This window comes from Leifsonia sp. GW821-FHT13C09 (genome assembly GCF_058806435.1).
The window spans coordinates 92,286-110,830 of the sequence record NZ_JBXAPS010000007.1; the positions used below are offsets into that span (position 1 = coordinate 92,286).

The window sequence follows — 18,545 nt, forward strand, 5'->3', positions numbered from 1 at the left end:
TCCCCCAGAGGGAGGCCCGCACCCGTCCAGCCTCCTCAGCTGCCACCTGGAGGCCGATCGCTTTGTCCCGCCCGAACGACGACGAACCCGCTGTCGCCGCCCGATCCGACGCCGACCTGCTGTCCGCGACACGCGCCGGCAGCACAGCGGCCTACTCGGAGCTGTGGCGCCGCCACTACCGCGCCGGTCTCGTCGTCGCGCGCTCGTTCACCGCGACCTTCGATCCGGACGACCTGGTCTCGGAGTCCTTCGCGCGGATCTACGCGACGATCTCCCGGGGCGGCGGACCGACGACCGGCTTCCGGCCCTACCTCTTCACGACGATCAGGAACACGGCCAGAGGCTGGGGCCGGGCGGCCCGGGAGATCCCGCTCGAGAACCTGGATGTGTTCGAGGACGAGCGTTTCTCGGAGCAGGAGCAGCTGGACTCCCTCAACAGATCGCTGGCCGCTCAAGCGTTCCGGCAGCTCCCGGACAAGTGGCAGGAGGTCCTCTGGTACACCGAGGTGGAGTCGATGCCGCCGCGGGAGGTCGCACCGCTTCTCGGGATGACCCCCAACGCGGTCGCCGCGCTGGCCTACCGCGCCAGGGAGGGGCTGCGGGCGTCGTGGATCCAGACCCATCTGGCGAGCGTTCCGGAGCGTTCCGAGCATCGCTGGGCGATCGAGCACCTCGGCGCTGGAACGCGCGGACGGCTGACCAGGAATGCGCAGCGCCGTCTCGACCGGCACCTCGAGAGCTGCCCCGACTGCGCGCTCATCGCCGAGGAGGCCGGCGAAGCGAACCGCAGCCTCGGCTTCGTGCTCCTCCCGCTGATCGCCGGCGTCGGCGGGGCGGCCGCCTACACGAGCTGGCTGGCGACCTCGACCGCCGCGCCGGCCTCGGCCGAGCCGCTCGCCGCCGGCGGCGGCGCGCACACCGCACGCGCCCGCGCGGCGAGCCACGGCGCCGCATCGGTCGCCCTGATCACGGCCGCCGCAGCCGTCGCCGCAGCCGTCTTCGCGGCGGCGCTCACCGTCGTACCACCCGGGCAGCTCGGGATCTCGCCCTCCGCGAGCGGCGTCCATCAGCCTGCTGCGAGCGGGCTGCCTGCGCCTGCTGCGAGCGCGGCGCCGACGCCTCCCCCGCCGTCGGTGTCGGCTCCCCCTGCGTCAGCACCGGCTCCCGCGCCGTCCGCGCCGGCTCCCACACCGTCACCGGAGCCTGCCTCGCCCGTCTCGCAGGTTGCGGCCTTTCCCGCGCCCGCTGCGCCGATCGCGGAGCTCGCGGCGGGCGCGGCACAGCCGCACGCTACGCCCCCGTCAGCAGCGGTCCTGGCTCCGCCGACCATTCTCGAGTCGACGGTGGATGCCCCGGCCGACGCGCTCCGGATTTCGGGCACCACGGCCCCGGGTGCCACTGTCGCTGTCGCGATCGCTGCCGGCGGCGGGACGGGAGCCGCGCAGCTCGAAGCGCGCGCCGACTCCAGCGCGTCGGGAGCGTGGGCCGTGACCGTCGACCTCTCTACCCTGAGCGGCGGGACGTTCGTCGTCTCCGCGGTCGCGTCGCTCGACGCGCGGACCAGCCTGCCGGCCACGACGACCTTCAGCGTGAAGCGCCTCCTGAGCAGCCCGCGGATCACACTCGTCGACTCGGGCGACGGACTCCTCTTCCCACTCCTCCAGGGAACCGCGCTCCCCGGGGCCGACGTCGTCGTGACGGCCGGCGGAATCGACAGCACGACGACGGCAGACGCTTCCGGGAAGTGGGCCCTCGAGCTCGACCGCGGGATCGTCACCGGGTCCAACGTGATCCGTGTCCGCCAGCAGGTGGGCGGTACCACCTCGGCGGCGGCGGAGACCACCGTCGAGCTGCGCGCCCCGTCCGTGTCAGCGACGATCAATGCGGGCACGGAGGTCGTCACGGTGACCGGCGACCCGGGCGCGACGATCTCCGTCGCCGTGGGTCTCGGCGGGTGGCAGTCCGAGACGCTCGACTCCGGGGGTTCCTTCGTCGTGGCGTTCCCGAGTGCGCCGTCGGCCCTTCCCGGGGTGATCCGGGTGCGCTACTCGGTCGCCGACCGGCGGGGGCTCCTCGTCACCACGACCGCCCCTCCCGCGGACGGCGCGTCCGGCGGCGCAAGCCCCGCCCGCCCCGGCGACTGAGCCGGCCGGTTCCTCTCCGCGGATGGTCAGGGGATGGCGATCGTCATCCCCTCCGCCGGCGACGCCGGATGGACGGCCGTGTTGTGCTGCGCGGCGTCGATCGCCGCGTCGATGTGCAGGAGGCGACCATCTCCCTCCCACGGGCAGACCGGGCACTGGGACCAGAAGACACGCCCATCGCGGAGGACGTCCGCCGGTCCGGCGCACCCGGCCGAGCCGTCGCCCGGATCGGCTGCGTCGTCGTCGACGGGACGCCATCGCTCGAGGATGCGGACCCTCATGCTCGTCGACGCTCGGCTACTGGTCGCGGGTGCCGAAACGGGCGACCCACTCGGAGTAGGTGTGATCCCCGCCGATCGGGCACTCGCACGAGATCAGCACCCACTCCCCCGACACGTGGCCGAGGACGCGCTCGACGTGACGGACTGCGACGGTCTCGTGATTCTCGTTGGCCATGAACTCTCTCCCGCGTCGGCACCCGACTGGGATGGCGCCGACACGAAGGAGAGCGCCCCCACGGCCGGGAATGACGCGCGGACGCGCGAATCCTCTGGCGGCCGCGGGGAGGGACGGCCGACCCGGTGGAGGTCGCTGATTTTCACCCGAGGATCACCCCGCAGGAGGGATGACCGACTCGTCGGCCTTTCCTAGCCTGGGTGGATGCGGATTCTCGGTGTGGACCTCGCGCGGGGTCTCGCCCTGATCGCTGTGTTCGTGGCGCACACGGCCCCGGTCGGGCCGCTCTCCCCGCTCCCCCAGCGGTGGCTGCTGTACGCCGACGACATCGCGGCGCCGCTGTTCACGCTCCTGTTCGGCGTCTCGGCCGGACTGGCCGCGCGAGCGGCCCTGCGCGACGGTGTGAGCCGGGCACGGTTTCGGCTCTTCTTCGCGCTGCGGGCCGGCATGCTGATCGTCTTCGGGCTGCTCGCGGACCTCATCCAACCCGCCGTCATCCCGATCCTCCACTACCTCGGCGCTGTGGGTCTCGTGCTCCTCCCTGTGCTGTACCTCCGCGCACGGTGGTTGCTCATGCTCACGATCGCCGCGATCACGGTTAGCGCGGTCGCCAAACCGTTCGCGGCCGACGTGCAGCTCGGCCTGCAGCTGCAGGCCTACCGCGGTGGAGGCTGGGTGGAGAGCTCGGCGGCGACCCTGGTCGGCTTCCTGTTCACCGACTACGGCTACCGGGTCAGCGGGCTCCTGGCGTTCGCGCTGGCGGGCCTGGCGGTCGGCCGGCTCGCCCTCCGCGGCTGGGCGCGCGTGTCGGGCCTCTTCGTTGCCGGGTCGGTGCTCACCGTGGCAGCGCTGGCCGCGTCCTCCCTCACCGGGGTGACGGCCGACGCCTACGCAGGCACCGGTCCTGAGCTGGTGAAGGCGCTCGGGCTGGCGTGCGCCGGCCTTGCCGTGGGCTGCGCCCTGGCCGCCTCACCGCTGCGCCGGGCGCTCGCTCCCGTGTCGACGCTCGGCACGGTCACGCTCACCTTCTACCTCGCCCACATCCTCGTCCTCGCCGCCTGGTGGCACCTCACCCACCTCCCGGACGACTCGTGGAAGATGGTGCTGGCCCTCACGCTCGCGTCGCTGGTCGGCGCCTGGCTGATCCGGCGCCGGTGGCGTCGCGGCCCGGCCGAGTGGTTGGTGCAACGGGTCGGAACGATCCCGACAACGGGACGGCAGCCCCGCCGGCGCACCCTCGTCCCCGAGCCCTGAACGGCCGCCGGGTCGTCGCGGGCGATCGGACGGGGATGCCATCGGCCCCCTGACCGCGGAGCCGCGCGGACCGTAGCATGGCGCGCGAGGGAAGGTGGTCTCATGAAGGCGATCGTCGTCGACGACAGGGCCCGCGGAACGGCGGGGATCCGGCTCGCGGACCTGCCGGAGCCCACCCCCGCGATCAACGACGTGATCGTCGAGGTCCGCGCGGCCGGCTACGTGCCGACCGAGGTGGGCTGGGCGTCGACGTGGACCGACCGCGCCGGCCGGGACCGCTCGCCGGCCGTCCTCGGGCACGAGTTGGCCGGTGTGGTCAGCGCGCTCGGCTACGGCACGACGGGTCTCACCATCGGGCAGCGCGTGTTCGGGATCACGGACTGGCACCGCGACGGCACCCTGGCCGAGTTCGTCGCCGTCGAGTCCCGCAACCTCGCTCCGCTTCCCGGCGACGTCGGCTTCACGGTCGGCGCGAGCCTGCCAATCTCGGGCCTCACGGCGTGGCAGGGCCTGTTCGACCATGGCCGGCTCGCGTCCGGCCAGACGGTGCTCGCGCACGGCGCCGCCGGCGCGGTCGGCACGATGGTCACCCAGCTCGCCCGGGAGGCCGGCGCCCACGTCATCGGCACGGGCCGCGCCGCCGACCGGGAGAAGGCGCTCGACTTCGGCGCGCACGAGTTCGTCGACCTCGCCGCCGACACCCTCGAGGACGTCGGACAGGTCGACCTCGTGTTCGACGTGATCGGCGGCACGATCCAGGAACGGTCCGCGCGTCTGATCCGCCCGGGCGGCACACTGGTCACCGTCACCGGACTGGCCGCAGAGCGACCGAAGGACGGCCGGTCGATCGACTTCGTGGTCGAGTCGATCCCCGCGCAGCTGGTGGAGATCGTCCAGCGCGTGCGCGACGGGCGACTGCGCACCAACATCGGCGACGTCGCGCCCCTGGCCGACGCGGTCGCCGCGCTCGACCCGAGCGGGCGGCGCACGGGCAAGACCGTCATCGAGGTCCCGGCCGGCGCGGTTCGGTAGTTTCCCGTGTCGTGGCGGCAATCACGCTACGACGCCGCGCGGCGCGTTCTCCGTCTACCCCGACGTGAGCGGCCTCCTTGGCCGGGAGTGCTGAGGCGCGACCTAGCCGCTTGCACGCACGCTCGCCGGCAGGCCGCCCGCGGGAAAGCCTTGGAAGGTGACCGGCCGCCGGAAGCGATCGATGGCCGCGGTGCCAACCGACGTGCTCCGCGCGTCGGTGCTGGCCGGGTATGGTCCGCCGTGCGTCATCGCCGGGGAGACGGCGACGCCCGTCGGCCAGCCGTTCCAGACCAGGCGGCCGCTGTTCCGGGCCGCCTCGGCGATCAGCGCAGGCAGACCGTCGTCAGTGGCCGACTCGGCGTGCACCGTCGAGGTGAGCGTCCCCCCGATCGCGCGCGACGCGCCCGGCAGCCTCGCTGTGTCGTCGTACGAGACCACGAGGGCGCTGGGGCCGAAACGCTCCTCGCCGAGCGACGCGACATCGCCCACCAAGACATCGAGGCTCGTCGCGTAGAGGCTAGGCGTCGCGGCGTCGGCCCGGGCCGATCCGTCCAGCACCGTCCGCACCCCGGGATGACCGTCGAAGCGAGGGGCGAGCGCCTCATAGCCGCTCGCGATGCGCTCGCTCAGCATCGGTGCCGGCTCCCGGGCCGCGAGCGCCTCCACGACCGCAGCCGCGAAGGTTTCACCGTCGGGCACGAACACGATGCCAGGCTTCGTGCAGAACTGGCCGGCCCCGAGCGTGAACGAGGCGGCGAAGCCTTCGGCGATCGCCGTCAGCCGCGACTCCGCGGCCTCGCGCGTGACGTAGACCGGGTTCACGGAGCCGAGCTCCCCGAAGAACGGGATGGGCTGCCGCCGCCGAGCGGCTAGGTCGAAGAGCGCCCGGCCGCCCGCGAGCGACCCCGTGAAGCCGACCGCTGCGATGGCGGGATGTTGCACGAGGGCCGTCCCGGCGTCGAAGCCTTCGACCAGCCCGAACACGCCGGCCGGCAGGCCCGCCGCGGCCACCGCGTCGGCGATGTGCCGCGCGGTCGCGCGTGAGAGCTCCGGGTGGCCGGGATGCGCCTTGAGCACCACCGGGCAGCCGGCGGCCAGAGCCGAGGCCGTGTCGCCGCCGGCGACGCTGAACGCGAACGGGAAGTTGCTGGCGGCGAAGACTGCGACCGGCCCGAGCGGCACCAGGTACCGGCGCAGCTCCATGAACCCCGCGGGATGGTCGGCTACGACGGCGGGCACCCCGGAGAGGAGTTCCGCGAACGCGCGCAGCTGTCCGGTCGTCCGCGCGACCTCGCCGGTCAGGCGTTCCGCCCCGAGGTGCGTCTCCCGGTCGGCGAGCGCGACGAGGGCGTCCCGGTCTCCGTCGAGCCGATCGGCGATGCCCCGCAGCAGGGCGGCCCGCGCCGCCGGAGGCGTATCGGCCAAGACTGGCGCGGCCGCGGCCGCCCGCGAGGAGGCCGTCTCGACATCCAACCCCGTCATCGCTCCTCCAGGAAGTTCCAGGTATCCCGCCCCGTCGCCACCGGATTCGTCAGCGAGGCGACGTCCTGCACCGCGACGGTCACCCGATCGCCTACACGCAGAGTGAAGTCGTCCGGCGGGACGATCCCGGTGCCGGTGGAGAGCCACGCGCCGTCCGGGAAGTTCTCCGCCCGGAACAGGTACTCGACCAACTCCGTCAGCGGGCGCGCCAGCGACTCCGTGGACGTGGTGTCCTCGAAGACCGTGCCGCCGTCGCGCTCGATCCGGAGGCGGATCTCCAGCGCGGCCGGGTCGACCTCCCACGCCGGCCGAATGGCCGGAGCGATCGCGCATGCGCCGGCGAACACCTTCGCCTGCGGCAGGTAGAGCGGATTCTCGCCCTCCAGCGAGCGCGAGCTCATGTCGTTGCAGACGCCGAAGCCGACGATCTCGCCGAAGCGGTTGGCGACGACCGCGAGCTCGGGCTCCGGCACGTCCCAGCGGGAGTCCTCGCGGATGGCGACGGGCTCCCCCTCTGTGACGACGCGCCACGCGGGCGACTTGAAGAACAGCTCTGGGCGCTCGGCGGCGTAGACCCGGTCGTAGATGTCCGGGTCGGCCGACTCGCCCATCCGGGCGGTGCGGGAGCGCACGTAGGTGACGCCGCTCGCCCACACCTCGGTGCGCCCATCGAGCGGAGCCGCGGCGTCCCCCGGCTCGGCGGGCCGCAGGTCGCCCGAGAGGAGGGCGCGGAGCTCGGCCAGCGGCAGCTGGAGGAGTTCGGCCATCGACGAGACAGGGACGAGCCGGAGCCCGTCCTCGCGCTCGACGACGACGCGGCCGTCGGAACAGCGGTACAGGTGCATCGGGGACTCCTCAGTGCGTCGGGACCAGCGGGCGGTTGAAGTACGAGCGCGCGTCCGGCGGACGGATGTCGGCCACCGCGTCGTCGAAGATCCGCATCGGGTGGGCGCGATACGGGTGCTCGGCGATCGCTTCCAGATCCAGCTCGATGCCCAGGCCGATGCCCTCGGGGATGAGGATGTCGCCCTCGTCGGTCAGCGTCAGCGCCTCATTCGAGATGTCGCCGCGCCACGGCACGTCGGACGCCATGATCTCCAGGTACCGGAAGTTGGGCAGCACCGCTCCCAGCTGGAGGGTCGCCGCCGTGCTGAGCGGGCCGGAGGGGTTGTGCGGGGCGAACGGGACGTAACGCGCTGCCGCGAGGGTGGAGAGGAACACCAGTTCGGACAGGCCGCCGGCGTGCGTCACGTCCGGCTGGATGTAGTCGACCGCCCCGCGCTCCAGCACCGGCAGGAAGGCGTTCCGGCCGAACCAGCGCTCCCCCGCCGCGATGGGGACCGGCGACTTGGAGCGGATCTCGACCAGCGCGTCGATGCTGTCGGGCGGACTCGGCTCCTCGAAGAACACGGGCTGGAATCGTTCGAGCTCGCGTGCCACCCGGATGGCGGTCGGCACGTCGAACCGGCCGTGCCCTTCGATGAAGAGCTCGACATCGTCGCCGACAGCGGCGCGCACGGCGGCCACCGGCTCGAGCATGCGGCGCAGGTCCCCGGCGCCGACGGTCAGGTCGGCGGCCTCGAACGGGTCCCACTTGAGCCCGCGGAAGCCCTGGGCGACGGTGGCGACCGCGGCCTCGGCGAAGTCGTCCGGCGTGCGCGCACCGGAGTACCAGCCGTTCGCGTACGCCCGGACCCGGTCGCGGGTCTGCCCGCCGAGCATCCGGTGCACGGGGACGCCGAGCGACCGCGCCGACACGTCCCACATCGCCATCTCGAGCGCGCTCAGCGCGGTCATCGTCACGGGGCCGCCGCGCCAGTAGGCGTCGCGGTTGAGCTGGTAGATCGTCTGCGCGATCCGGGTCGGGTCGGCGCCGATGACCCGTTCCTCGAGCAGCCGGATGGCGCCGAGGACGGCGTGCTCCTGCCCCTCCAGCGTGGCCTCGGCGACTCCGGTTATTCCCTCGTCGGTGCCGAGCCGCACGAAGACGAGGTTCGTGCGGTAGAAGTCGACCACGACTGTTTCAAGACTGATGATCTTCATGTGCTGGTGCGTTATCCCTTCACAGCGCCGGCGGTCATCCCGCTGACGACGTAGCGTTGTGCGAACAGGTAGAAAGCGACGGCGGGCAGCGTGAACACCAGCGCGACGGCCATGATGCTCTGGATCGAGGTGTCCTGCTCGCCGATGAATCCGGCGACGCCGACCGAGGCCGGCTGCAGCCCCTTGTCGAAGACGAAGGTCACGGCGAACACGTACTCGTTCCAGGCGCTGAAGAACGCGATCACCGCCGATGCGGCCACCGCCGGGGCGATGAGCGGCAGGATGACCCGGCTCAGCGCGGTGAACGGCCGGCCGCCGTCCACGCGGACGGCCTCGTCGAGCTCCCGGGGGACCCCGTCGATCGCTCCCTTCAGGATCAGCGCCACGACCGGAAGCGCGAAGGCCGTGTCGGCGAGGATCAGACCCTGCAGCGAGTTGAGCAGGTCGAACCGGCGGAAGATCGAGAACAGCGGGACGACCAGCAGCGCCTCCGGGAGCATCTGCGTGAACAGCAAGGCGAGCCCGACGGCGAGCTTCCCGCGGAAGGAGAACCGCGAGAGCGCGTAGCCGAGCGGGATGCCGAGTCCGACGGAGAGCACGGTCGTGCCCGCCGCCACGATCAGGCTGTTGACCAACCAGCCGAGCACCTGGCCGTCGGCGAAGACGTCGCCGAAGACGCCGAGCCGGCCGAAATCGGGCAGGAGGGCGGTCCCGCCGCCGTAGAGCTGGGCGTCGGGCGTCAACGCGGTGACGAACATCCAGTACACCGGGAAGACCGCCAGGCCGAGGACGACCAGGACCGCGATCATCCGTGCGGTCACCCCGAGACGTCGTGAGGTTCGCATCATGCCTCCCTGGCCACGGCGCGCGCGACGAATCTGCTGCCGACGATGACGATCGCCGCGATCACGATGCCGACCATGCCGATCGCCGCCGCGACGCCGAGCTGCTTGGACTCGAACGCCTGCGAGTAGAGGTCGATGACCAGCGTCCGCGTCGACCCGAGCGGGCCGCCGCGCGTCATCAGCCAGATCAGCTCGAACCGGCGCAGCGACCAGATCGTCATCAGCACCGCGACGAGGCCGACGGTGGGCTTGAGGACCTGCCAGGTGACGACGCGGAACACCGTCCACCGGCCGGCGCCGTCCATCTGTGCCGCTTCGACGAGCTCCTGCGGAACGGACTGGAGCGCCGAGAGGAGCACGACGGCTACGAACGGAACGAGCTGCCAGATCGTGGTGAGCAGGATCGCCGCGAGCGCCAGCCGCGGGTTGTCCAGAGCGCCGCTCTGACCCGGGTCGATCCCCACCGCGCGCAGCAGCTTGGTCAGTACGCCGAACTGCGGGTTGAACATCCAGGTCGCGATCAGGGCGACGGCGATCCCGGGCGCGGCCCACGGGATCGTGACCAGCGAGCGGGCGACGGCCCGGCCCGGGAAGCGCCCATTGAGCAGCAGGGCAACCAGCAGGCCGAGCCCGACGGCTCCCCCGACGCAGCACACGACGTAGACCGCGGTCGTCAGCAGCGTCCGCTGGAACTCCGGATCGGCGAACACCCGCTGGTAGTTCGCCAGACCGACCCACACACTCGCGGTCGGGTTGAGCAGCGTTGTCCTGGTGAAGCTGAGGTACACCTCCTGGAGCAGCGGGACGAGCTGGAACACGACGACGTAGAGCGCCGCAGGCGCGAGGAAGAGGTACGGGGTCCAGGCGCTGCCGATGACACGGCGGCGCCGGCGGGCGGACAGCGGGCCGGCCGGTGGGCGCGGGTCCGCGCCCGGGGCGTGCGCGGGGTGCGGGGGCCGCGCCTCGCGGCGCGGCCCCGTCGTGGTCGTCACTGCCCGACCAGCTCCTGCGCCTGCTTCTGGGCGGTCTGCATCGCGGACTTCATGTCCTTCTGACCCTGCAGCGCGGACAGTACCTGGGTCACGACGATGTGGCGGATGTCCGGGGTCTGCGCCCCGAAGCCGAGGACGATCTGCGGCACGCCAGAGTCGGTCAGGCCGTCGAGGACCGGCAGGAACGGGTACTTCTGCAGGCTCGCCTCGCTGCGCTTCGTCGGGGTCGCGACGCTGCTGGCGCCGAGGACCTCCTGCAGCTTCACCTGCTGCGCCGGCTTGAGCAGCCAGTGGATGAAGTCGAGCGCGGCGTCCTTGTGCTTGCTGTTGGCGTTGACCACGATGGGCGCGAGCAGCGCGCCCTGCTTCTTCACCGGGAACGGGATCCGGGCGACCGAGAACTTCAGCTGCGGGTTCGCGGCGGTGGTCGCCGTCGCATAGCCGCCGTTGTTGAGCTCCATCCCGACTTTGCCGTTCGCGAACATCTTGCGGAAGGTCGCCGCGTCGGCGCCCTTCGGGATCACGTTCGCGTCGTAGAGCTTCTGGTACGCCTCCAGCCCCTTGATGACGTTCGGCGAGTCGATCGTGAGCTTCTTGCCGTCGGACCAGTTGCCGCCGAAGCCGAGGACGTAGTTGAAGATGTCCTGCCACACTCCGGCCTCCTCGGCCTGCGTCTGGCGGAACGCGAGACCGTAGGTGTCGCCCGCGGTCAGGCTCTTGGCGGTCTGCATGAACTCGTCGAACGTCGTGGGCGGAGTCGGGATCAGGCTGGCGTTGTAGAACATGCCGTAGTTCGCGTCCTCGAACACGACGCCGTAGCGGTGACCGTCGACGGTCAGGTACTTGTCAGGACCCGCGATGAGGTGGAGGGCCTTGGCGTCGATCTTGTCGTCGAGCGGCTCCAGGAGGTTCGACCCGGCGGCGGCCTCGAACTCCGGCATGTCGAAGCGGACCAGGTCGGGGCCTTCCCCGCCGCCCATCTGGGTCAGCACGGTCTGCCCGAATGTCGGGTACGGGACGGACGCCGGCTTGACCGTGACGATCTTCTGGCTGGCGTTGTACTCGTCGATGAGCTTCTGGAGGCCGGGTCCGCGCCCGGGGTCGCCGAGGGTCGACGCGGCGAAGGTGATCGTCGCGGGCTTCGGCGTGCTCGCGCCGGCCGTGCTGCTCGGCGTCGCGGACGAGCAGCCGGCCAGCGCGATCGCGCCGGCGGCGAGCGTTGCGATCAGGCCGAGGGCCCGCCCGCGGCGATGGGGACGTGATTGCATTGCCTACTCCTTCGTAAACGTAAGGATCGGGAGAGGATCCGAATTAATAGGAATAATAGTAACAATACGTCTAAACGCAAATTGGCTCGGGAGTCACCCCCCGGGCGGATAAGGTCCATTCATGGCAGATCTGCACGCGGAGCTCGTGGAAAAGCTCGGGCTCCGCATCGTCCGCGGCGACTACCCCCCGGGCAGCCGCATCGACATCGAGGCGCTGGAACCCGAGTTCCGGGTCAGCAAGACGGCGATCCGAGAGGCTCTCCGCGTGATCCGCGAGAAGGGCCTGATCGACTCCTGGCCCAAACGCGGCACGATCGTGACGAACCGCGACAACTGGAAACTCCTCGACAGCGACGTGATGCTCTGGCGCCGCGAGGCGCGCAGGGACGACGACCGTCTGCTCGCCGAGCTCTCCCAGCTCCGAGACGTCATCGAGCCCGCGGCGGCGCGCCTCGCCGCCGAGTTCCGCGACGACTCCGATGTCGACGCGCTCCGCTCGGCGTTCGCGGCCTTCGAGTCGGCCGGACGGAACGCGTCGCGTCTCGCCGAGGCGGACCGCGACTTCCACCTGACGCTGCTGCACGCCACCCACAACGAGCTGATGGTGCGACTGGACGTGGTCGTCATCCACGCTCTCGACGCCCGCAACCGCATCCAGCACCACCCTGGCGCCGACTGGCTCGACCCGGTCCCGGATCACAAAGCCGTGCTGGACGCCGTGGCCGCGGGCGACCCGGTCGCCGCGGAGCGCGCCATGCGGCACGCCATCCGCGAGTCCGACCTCGACCTGCGCGGCGGGGAGCCGCCCTTCGACGGCTCCCCCGCCGGCTGACCCTACGGGACCAGGTACCCCGCCGCCCGGTACAGCTCGTACCATTCCGGCCGCGTCAGCGGCAGCTCCGAGCCCTGGGCGGCGGCGGCCACCCGCGACGGCGTCGTGGTGCCGAGGACGACCTGCATCCGCGCCGGGTGGCGAGTGATCCACGCGACCGCGATGGCCTCGGCGGGGACGTCGTACTTCTGGGCCAGCCGGTCTACGACCGCGTTGAGCTCCGGGTAGCGGTCCGAGCCGAGGAACGGGCCGTCGAAGAAGCCCGCCTGGAACGGTGACCAGGCCTGCACCGTGATGTCGTGCAGGCGGCAATAGTCGAGGATGCCGTAGTCGCGGCTGATCGACTGGTCGAGCGCCTGCATGTTGGAGGCCACGCCCTGGGCGATGATCGGCGCGTGCGTGATGGAGAGCTGCAGCTGGTTGGCGACGAGCGGCTGGGTCACGTAGCGGCGCAGCAGGTCGATCTGGCCGGGCGTGTGGTTGGAGACGCCGAACGCCCGGACCTTGCCGGAGGACGACAGCTCGTCGAAGGCGCGCGCGACCTCCTCCGGCTCCACCAGGGCGTCGGGACGGTGCAGCAGGAGGATGTCGAGGTAGTCCGTGCCCAGCGCCTCCAGGCTGCCGTTCACCGACTCCAGGATGTGCTCGGCCGAGAAGTCGAAGTAGGGGCCGTCGGGCACGATGCCCGCCTTGGACTGGATGACGAACTCCTCGCGCTCGGCGGAGCTCAGCTTCATCGCCTCGGCGAACCGGCGCTCGCAGCCGTGCAGCGGCGAGCCGTAGACGTCGGCGTGGTCGAGGAAGTTGATGCCGGCGTCGCGGGCGGTCCGCACCAGCGTGCGCACCTCCTCGTCGGACTTGTCCTGGATGCGCATCAGGCCGAGCACCACATTGGGCGCGGTGATCTCGGTGCCGGGCAACGTGAACGTTCGCACGGGTCGTCCCTTCTGTCGGAGCGGTGGAGGCACGCCCGCAAGGACGCGCCTCCCACGCTACGGAGACGGCATTCGGAAGTCCAACAACTCTTGTCTCTGCCAGTGATGAGCGGGGTCGATCAAACCGCAGGGCGAAACGTTTCGTGCACGCGCGTCGCTCGATTATGCTGGGCGCTGTGACGACCTACAAGGACATCCAACGGGCCACCGGACTGTCGCTCGCCACGATCTCCAAGTACTTCAACGGGCGCACCGTGCTCGAAGCGAACCGCGAGGCCATCGAGACCGCCGCGCGGGAGCTCGACTTCCGGCCGAATCAGTTCGCCCGCACGCTGCGCTCCCGCCGGTCGAGGACGGTCGGCGTGCTGCTGCCGGCCCTCGACAACGACTTCCACCTCACCATCATCGCCGGGGTCGAAGAGGCCCTTCGGCCGCACGGGATCAGCGTCATCGTGGCCGCGAGCCCCGACCCGCGCGACGAGACCGTGGAGCTGCTGATGGGGCGGATGGTCGACGGGATCGTGGCGATCACGTCGCCGCACGACGTGCCGGCGCTCACGGCCGCCGCCGAGCAGGTGCCGGTCGTGATGGTCGACTGGTTCATCGACGACATCCGCGCCGACGGCGTCTTCCTCGACAACGAGGCCGCCGGCGCCCTGGGCGCGCGGCACCTCCTGGACCACGGTCATCGCCGGATCGGGTTCATCGGCGGCGACCCGGTGGCCTCCTCGATGCGCCTGCGCACGAACGGATTCGTCGGCGCCCTGGCCTCGGACGGGGTCGAGGCCGATCCCGCGTTGCAGCGCCTGGTGCCGCTGACCGTCGACGCGGGCTATCGCGCGGCCCAGGAGCTGCTGGCCCTCCGGCCGCGCCCGACCGCAGTCTTCACGGCCAACTACGAGCTCACCCTGGGCGCGGTGACCGCCATCAACGACTCCGGCCTCCGCATCGGAAAGGACATCTCGGTCGTCGGCTTCGACAGTCGCGAGCTGGCGCAGGCGCTCGTGCCGAAGCTGACGGTCATCGTCCAGCCGACGCGGGAGATCGCCCAGCACGCCGCCCGCCTGATCGCCGACGACATCGAGTCGGCGGACGAGCGCCCGGCCCCGCGCATCGAATACCTCCCCGCGCAGCTGATCCCGGGCGGCTCCGTCCTCCGCCTCGACGAGTGAACGACCGCCTCGGTCAGCGCAGGCCGACCGTGAGGAGGAGGTTGCCGTACAGGCGCTCGTCGCCGGTCGCGATGACCACGCCGACGTCGGGCGAGCGCACCCGTTCGTAGAAGGCGAACCGGTCGACCCGCTCGACCGGCACGCCGTCGCCGAGGATCGTCGCGTACTCCTCCTGGGCCGGGGCGGCCACACCCTCCGGGGTCCGCATCACCGTCGCGGCTTCGACGTTGACCGTGGTGAGCACGGCCTCGAGCACCGAGGTGACGTCGAGCAGGCCGGGCCGCAGATTCAGATGGATCAGCCGGACGCCGGGACCCGTCGCGGTGAGGTACGGATAGTTCCCGTCGGCGATGAGCACACCGGAGCCGTGCCCGGACGACGCCAGCGCCTCCAGCAGGGGCGGATGGACGAGAGGGCCGGTGATCATGCGTTCGCCTCCACAGCCTCGCGGTCGGCGGCGTAGCCGTCCCAGCCCGGGATCGTGCCGTCGACGTCCCAGAGTTCGAGCCAGCTCGCCGCGCCGGGCCACAGGAACACCTGGCCTTTGATGAGGCGGTTGTTCCGCTCCGCGGACCGCAGCAGTTCGAGCTCGGCAGGGGTCAGCGGGTCTTCCACGACGGCCCGCAGGTTGGCGGCGTACTGCGCCTCCTTGACCGAGAACGGGATCGGCACCTGACCGCGCTGCACCGCCCACTTCAGGCAGACCAGAGCCGGGTGCACGCCATGCGCGCGGGCGATCGACACCACGACGGGGTGCTCCAGGTCGGAGACGTCCGCGTCCTCGCGGTCACGCTCCGGACGCGACGGCGAACCCAGCGGTGAATACCCCACCGGCTGGATGCCGTGGTCCAGGCAGAACCGGAACAGCTCGGGCTGCTGGAAGCACGGGTGCAGCTCCATCTCGTTCAGAGCGGGAGCGATCCGCGCGTCGGCGAGGATCGCGCTGAGCTTCGGGATGGTGACGTTCGACGTCCCGAGATGGCGCACCACCCCCTCGTCGACGAGCTCCTCCAGGGCGTGCCACAGCGCCATGAACTCCTCGTGGATGTACGGACGTGCGTTCGGATCCCGGTCCGTCGCGTCCGCGAAGGGCGCGTGATGGTTCGGGAACGGCCAGTGCACGAACACCGCGTCGAGCACGTCGAGCCGCAGGTCCCGCAGCGACCGCCGGACCGAGGCGACGGCCGCGGCGGGCTCGTGCGCGTCGTTCCACACCTTCGACATGACGAAGAGCTCGTCCCGGGAGACTCCGCCGGTGATGGCCTCCTCCAGGACGGCGCCAACTTCCGCCTCGTTGCCGTAGACCGCGGCACAGTCGATCAGGCGATAACCGGCCCGGATGGCGCCGCCGACCGCGGCGGCGACCTGTTCCGGACCGTAGTGGTCGGAACCGAACGTCCCCATGCCGATCGCGGGCATCGCGGCCCCGCTCGCGAGAGTCCGGGTCGGGACGCTGTCGATCGTGGTCATGTCTGGTTTCTCCGTTTCGATGGGAAGGGGCGCTGGGTCGGTGCGGGCATCTGTTCAGCCCAGCCGGACCAGTGCTTTGACGACGTCCCCGCGGTCGATCGCCTCGAAGGCGGAGGCGATGTCGGGAAGGTCGACGCGGTGCGTGACGAGCGCGTCGAGTCCGAGGGCGCCCGACTCGACGAGCCGCACCACCCCGGGCAGCACCGCGGTCTCGTTGGTCGACGCCACCCGCAGGTCGACGTCGCGCGGCGCTGCCATGAGATCCAGGACCGCAGCGTCCTCCGGCGCGCTGTAGACGATGAGCCGGCCGCCGGGGCGCACCCAGCCGAGCCCGCTGCCGACCATCGACGCCTGCCCCGAGGCCTCGAACACCACGTCCGCGTCGCGGCGGCGGCCGAGCTCTGAGGCGGCATCCTCGGCGAGGAGCGTCTCGGTGGCTCCGGCGAGCGCCGCCGACCCCAGCCGCTCGGCGCGCCGGCCCACGCCGACGACCCGCGCGGCGCCGAGCAGCGACGCGAACCGCATCAGCGAGAGCCCGGCGACGCCCGTTCCGACGACGACGACCGTCGCGCCCACCAGGTCCTCGCGGCAGATCACGCTGAATGTCTCGCTGAGGCTGATCGCAAGGGCGGCGGACAGCGGATCGGTGCCGGGCTCCAGCCGCACCCACGGGGTGGCGGTCGCGGCGGTGTCGCGGTCCTCCGCCTCCGCCCGGAGGTCGCGGACGACCCCGCGCTCCGCGAACCCGCCCCAGTGCATCGCGAGCGGCGCAACCTCCGGCGCGTAGGCGGCGGGCCGCGTGACGAGATCGCCGACGGCGAGGTGGCGCACGCCGGAGCCGACCGCGGTCACGCGGCCCACCGACTCGTGGCCCAGGATGCTCGGGTAGGAGACCCCGCCGCGGAAGGTGCCGGCCCGGAGCATCCGGTCGGTGCTGGAGCACACTCCGCACCAGAGCAGTTCCACCTCGGCGTCGTAGTCGCCGATCCGGGGGTCGGGCACCTCCACGACCGCGCCGCTGCCCGGGCCGTCCATCACGTACGCTCGCATCGCTAGATGTTCAGTCCGTGGAAGAAGTCGATGCGCGTCTCCGGTGCGTCCGGCTCCAGTTCGATCCGGACGACGGCGCCGCCCGGCCCGGTCGTCTCGGAGGCGGGGAGCACGACCTCCAGGTGCTCGTCGGTCCTGGTCCACTCGGGGCGTTCGCTCGAGCCCAGCACGCGCACGTCCACGATGGGGCGGTCGAGGAACCGGCTGCCCGAGCCGAAGCTGCGCACCCGCATCCGGCCGTCCTCCGGGCGGACGAGCCCGATCGCGTAGACGTAGCGGTGGCCCACCTCGGTCATCGTCGTGAAGCGGAGGTCCTCGGCCGTGTACACGGCTGCGGCCTCGTCCGTGAACGACCCGGCGGCGGGGACCGTCGGTCCCTCGCCGTAGACGACCCACGGGCTCGAGCCGTAGATCGCCTCGCCGTGAACGGCCAGCCAGTCGCCCACCGCCTCCAGGAGCGCCGCCTCCTCCTCGGGGATCGTGCCATCGGGCCGCGGGCCGACGTTGAGCAGCAGGTTGCCGTTCTTGGCGACCACGTCGACGAGCTCCTGGATCAGCTCCGATGCGCTCTTGTAGTCGTGGCCCTCCACCCAGCTCCAGGAGGTCCGGGACACCGACGTGTCGTTCTGCCAGACGTCGGCGCGGATGCCGCCCATCGTCCCGCGCTCGACGTCGAGCACCGCCGACCCCGGAGCGAACGACTCCCACTTGTAGTTGATGACGACCTCGCGGCCCCACTCCGCGGCCCGGTTGTAGTAGTAGGCGGCGAGGCGGCGGAGGTACGGCTCGAACGACGGCTCCTCGATCCCGGTGTCGAAGTACAGGATCTGCGGCCGGTAGGAGTCGATGATCTCGACGGTGCGCAGCAGCCAGTCCTCGAGGAACCGCTCGGTCGGGTTCATCTCCTTGCGCAGCGCCGGGCCGTAGAGGTCGGCATAGGCGGGATCGCGCACGTCGGAGTCGAACTCCGCCCCGCCGTTCATGAAGAACCAGTGCTCCGCGCGGTGGCTGGAGGCTCCGGCGATCAACCACGACCGGTCCACAGCAGACAGCAGGTCCCCCATCACGTCACGCTGCGGACCGATCGCGGTCGCCTTCCAGCGCGAGCGCGCCGTCTCGTACATCGCATAGCCGTCGTGGTGCTCGGCCACGGGCACCACGAACTGCGCCCCGGCCCGCTTGAACAGGGCGACCCAGTCCTCGGGGTCGAACCGCTCCATCCGGAAGTGCGGGAGGAAGTCCTTGTAGCCGAAGCGGTCCTGCGGGCCGTAGGTCGCCACGTGGTGCTCGAAGGTGGGCGTCCCGCGCCGGTACATCGTCCGCGGATACCATTCGTTACCGAACGCCGGAACCGAGAACGCGCCCCAGTGCAGGAAGATGCCGAATCGGGCGTCGCGGTACCACTGCGGGACGCGATACCGGGACAGTGACTCCCAGGTCGCCTCGTACGGGCCGGCGTCGATGACGGCGTCGACCAGCGCGAGGGCCGCGCGGTTGTCCGAGACGTCGACGGGCGCGGGCAGGGTCGAGGGGTCGAGGGGTTCGAGGTTCACAGCTCTCCGTCCGTCGC

The 18,545-nt window shown here is 71.4% G+C and carries 18 protein-coding genes; 5 read left to right on the forward strand and 13 right to left on the reverse strand.

Annotated elements, in window-relative coordinates; genetic code table 11:
* The first annotated feature begins 62 nt into the window (after positions 1-62).
* The gene (locus tag AC1ROW_RS18850) at positions 63-2,144 is read left to right on the forward strand and encodes a sigma-70 family RNA polymerase sigma factor (RefSeq protein ID WP_493020685.1); all 2,082 of its coding nucleotides are present in this window, start codon (positions 63-65) and stop codon (positions 2,142-2,144) included.
* A gap of 26 nt (positions 2,145-2,170) precedes the next feature.
* Here the strand turns inward: AC1ROW_RS18850 and AC1ROW_RS18855 are convergent, their stop codons facing one another.
* Positions 2,171-2,425, reverse strand: a complete 255-nt coding sequence (locus tag AC1ROW_RS18855) for a hypothetical protein (protein ID WP_493020687.1) — start codon at positions 2,423-2,425, stop codon at positions 2,171-2,173.
* Between the two features lie 16 nt (positions 2,426-2,441).
* Positions 2,442-2,600 carry a hypothetical protein gene (locus tag AC1ROW_RS18860; RefSeq protein ID WP_493020689.1) on the reverse strand — a complete coding sequence of 53 codons (159 nt, stop codon included), beginning with the start codon at positions 2,598-2,600 and terminating at the stop codon, positions 2,442-2,444.
* A 204-nt stretch (positions 2,601-2,804) separates the two neighbouring features.
* On the opposite strand from AC1ROW_RS18860, the gene AC1ROW_RS18865 reads away from it, so the two are divergent.
* Both AC1ROW_RS18865 and AC1ROW_RS18870 read left to right on the forward strand, forming a co-directional pair.
* The gene (locus AC1ROW_RS18865) at positions 2,805-3,854 is read left to right on the forward strand and encodes an acyltransferase family protein (protein WP_493020691.1); all 1,050 of its coding nucleotides are present in this window, start codon (positions 2,805-2,807) and stop codon (positions 3,852-3,854) included.
* Between the two features lie 102 nt (positions 3,855-3,956).
* Positions 3,957-4,886, forward strand: coding sequence for an NADP-dependent oxidoreductase (locus tag AC1ROW_RS18870; protein WP_493020693.1), 930 nt, complete (start codon positions 3,957-3,959; stop codon positions 4,884-4,886).
* A gap of 102 nt (positions 4,887-4,988) precedes the next feature.
* Here the strand turns inward: AC1ROW_RS18870 and AC1ROW_RS18875 are convergent, their stop codons facing one another.
* From AC1ROW_RS18875 to AC1ROW_RS18900, 6 genes are read right to left on the reverse strand one after another with little or no spacing between them, the layout of a single operon-like run.
* A complete protein-coding gene (locus tag AC1ROW_RS18875) occupies positions 4,989-6,368 on the reverse strand; it encodes an aldehyde dehydrogenase (NADP(+)) (protein WP_493020695.1) in 1,380 nt (459 codons plus the stop codon).
* On the reverse strand, positions 6,365-7,213 hold the full coding sequence (locus tag AC1ROW_RS18880) for a fumarylacetoacetate hydrolase family protein (RefSeq protein ID WP_493020697.1): 849 nt from the start codon (positions 7,211-7,213) through the stop codon (positions 6,365-6,367). Before AC1ROW_RS18880 ends, AC1ROW_RS18875 begins: the two co-directional genes overlap by 4 nt.
* 10 nt (positions 7,214-7,223) lie before the next feature.
* Positions 7,224-8,411 (reverse strand): mandelate racemase/muconate lactonizing enzyme family protein, encoded by a 1,188-nt coding sequence (locus tag AC1ROW_RS18885; protein ID WP_493020699.1) that lies wholly within the window; start codon positions 8,409-8,411, stop codon positions 7,224-7,226.
* A gap of 11 nt (positions 8,412-8,422) precedes the next feature.
* On the reverse strand, positions 8,423-9,256 hold the full coding sequence (locus tag AC1ROW_RS18890) for a carbohydrate ABC transporter permease (RefSeq protein WP_493020701.1): 834 nt from the start codon (positions 9,254-9,256) through the stop codon (positions 8,423-8,425).
* Positions 9,256-10,248 (reverse strand): carbohydrate ABC transporter permease, encoded by a 993-nt coding sequence (locus AC1ROW_RS18895; RefSeq protein ID WP_493020703.1) that lies wholly within the window; start codon positions 10,246-10,248, stop codon positions 9,256-9,258. The genes AC1ROW_RS18890 and AC1ROW_RS18895 overlap by 1 nt, the downstream gene beginning before the upstream one ends.
* Positions 10,245-11,516 (reverse strand): ABC transporter substrate-binding protein, encoded by a 1,272-nt coding sequence (locus tag AC1ROW_RS18900; protein ID WP_493020705.1) that lies wholly within the window; start codon positions 11,514-11,516, stop codon positions 10,245-10,247. The genes AC1ROW_RS18895 and AC1ROW_RS18900 overlap by 4 nt, the downstream gene beginning before the upstream one ends.
* A gap of 121 nt (positions 11,517-11,637) precedes the next feature.
* Between AC1ROW_RS18900 and AC1ROW_RS18905 the strand changes: the two genes are divergently transcribed.
* Positions 11,638-12,348, forward strand: coding sequence for a FadR/GntR family transcriptional regulator (locus AC1ROW_RS18905; protein ID WP_493020707.1), 711 nt, complete (start codon positions 11,638-11,640; stop codon positions 12,346-12,348).
* A gap of 2 nt (positions 12,349-12,350) precedes the next feature.
* Here AC1ROW_RS18905 and AC1ROW_RS18910 read toward each other — a convergent pair whose 3' ends face one another.
* Complete coding sequence (locus tag AC1ROW_RS18910) at positions 12,351-13,283, reverse strand: aldo/keto reductase (protein WP_493020709.1); 933 nt, start codon at positions 13,281-13,283, stop codon at positions 12,351-12,353.
* Positions 13,284-13,459: 176 nt separating this feature from the next.
* Here AC1ROW_RS18910 and AC1ROW_RS18915 point away from each other — a divergent pair, with 176 nt between their 5' ends.
* On the forward strand, positions 13,460-14,455 hold the full coding sequence (locus tag AC1ROW_RS18915) for a LacI family DNA-binding transcriptional regulator (protein WP_493020711.1): 996 nt from the start codon (positions 13,460-13,462) through the stop codon (positions 14,453-14,455).
* Positions 14,456-14,468: 13 nt separating this feature from the next.
* Here the strand turns inward: AC1ROW_RS18915 and AC1ROW_RS18920 are convergent, their stop codons facing one another.
* The 4 genes from AC1ROW_RS18920 to AC1ROW_RS18935 are packed head-to-tail and all read right to left on the reverse strand — an operon-like array spanning position 14,469 to position 18,528.
* Positions 14,469-14,882: an RbsD/FucU family protein gene (locus AC1ROW_RS18920; protein WP_493020713.1), complete on the reverse strand. Its 414-nt coding sequence runs from the start codon at positions 14,880-14,882 to the stop codon at positions 14,469-14,471.
* Positions 14,879-15,925, reverse strand: a complete 1,047-nt coding sequence (locus AC1ROW_RS18925) for an aldo/keto reductase (RefSeq protein WP_493020715.1) — start codon at positions 15,923-15,925, stop codon at positions 14,879-14,881. The genes AC1ROW_RS18920 and AC1ROW_RS18925 overlap by 4 nt, the downstream gene beginning before the upstream one ends.
* Positions 15,926-15,979: 54 nt before the next feature.
* Positions 15,980-16,975 carry a zinc-binding dehydrogenase gene (locus tag AC1ROW_RS18930; RefSeq protein WP_493020717.1) on the reverse strand — a complete coding sequence of 332 codons (996 nt, stop codon included), beginning with the start codon at positions 16,973-16,975 and terminating at the stop codon, positions 15,980-15,982.
* A 2-nt stretch (positions 16,976-16,977) separates the two neighbouring features.
* Positions 16,978-18,528 carry an alpha-L-fucosidase gene (locus AC1ROW_RS18935; protein ID WP_493020719.1) on the reverse strand — a complete coding sequence of 517 codons (1,551 nt, stop codon included), beginning with the start codon at positions 18,526-18,528 and terminating at the stop codon, positions 16,978-16,980.
* Between the last annotated feature and the right edge of the window lie 17 nt (positions 18,529-18,545).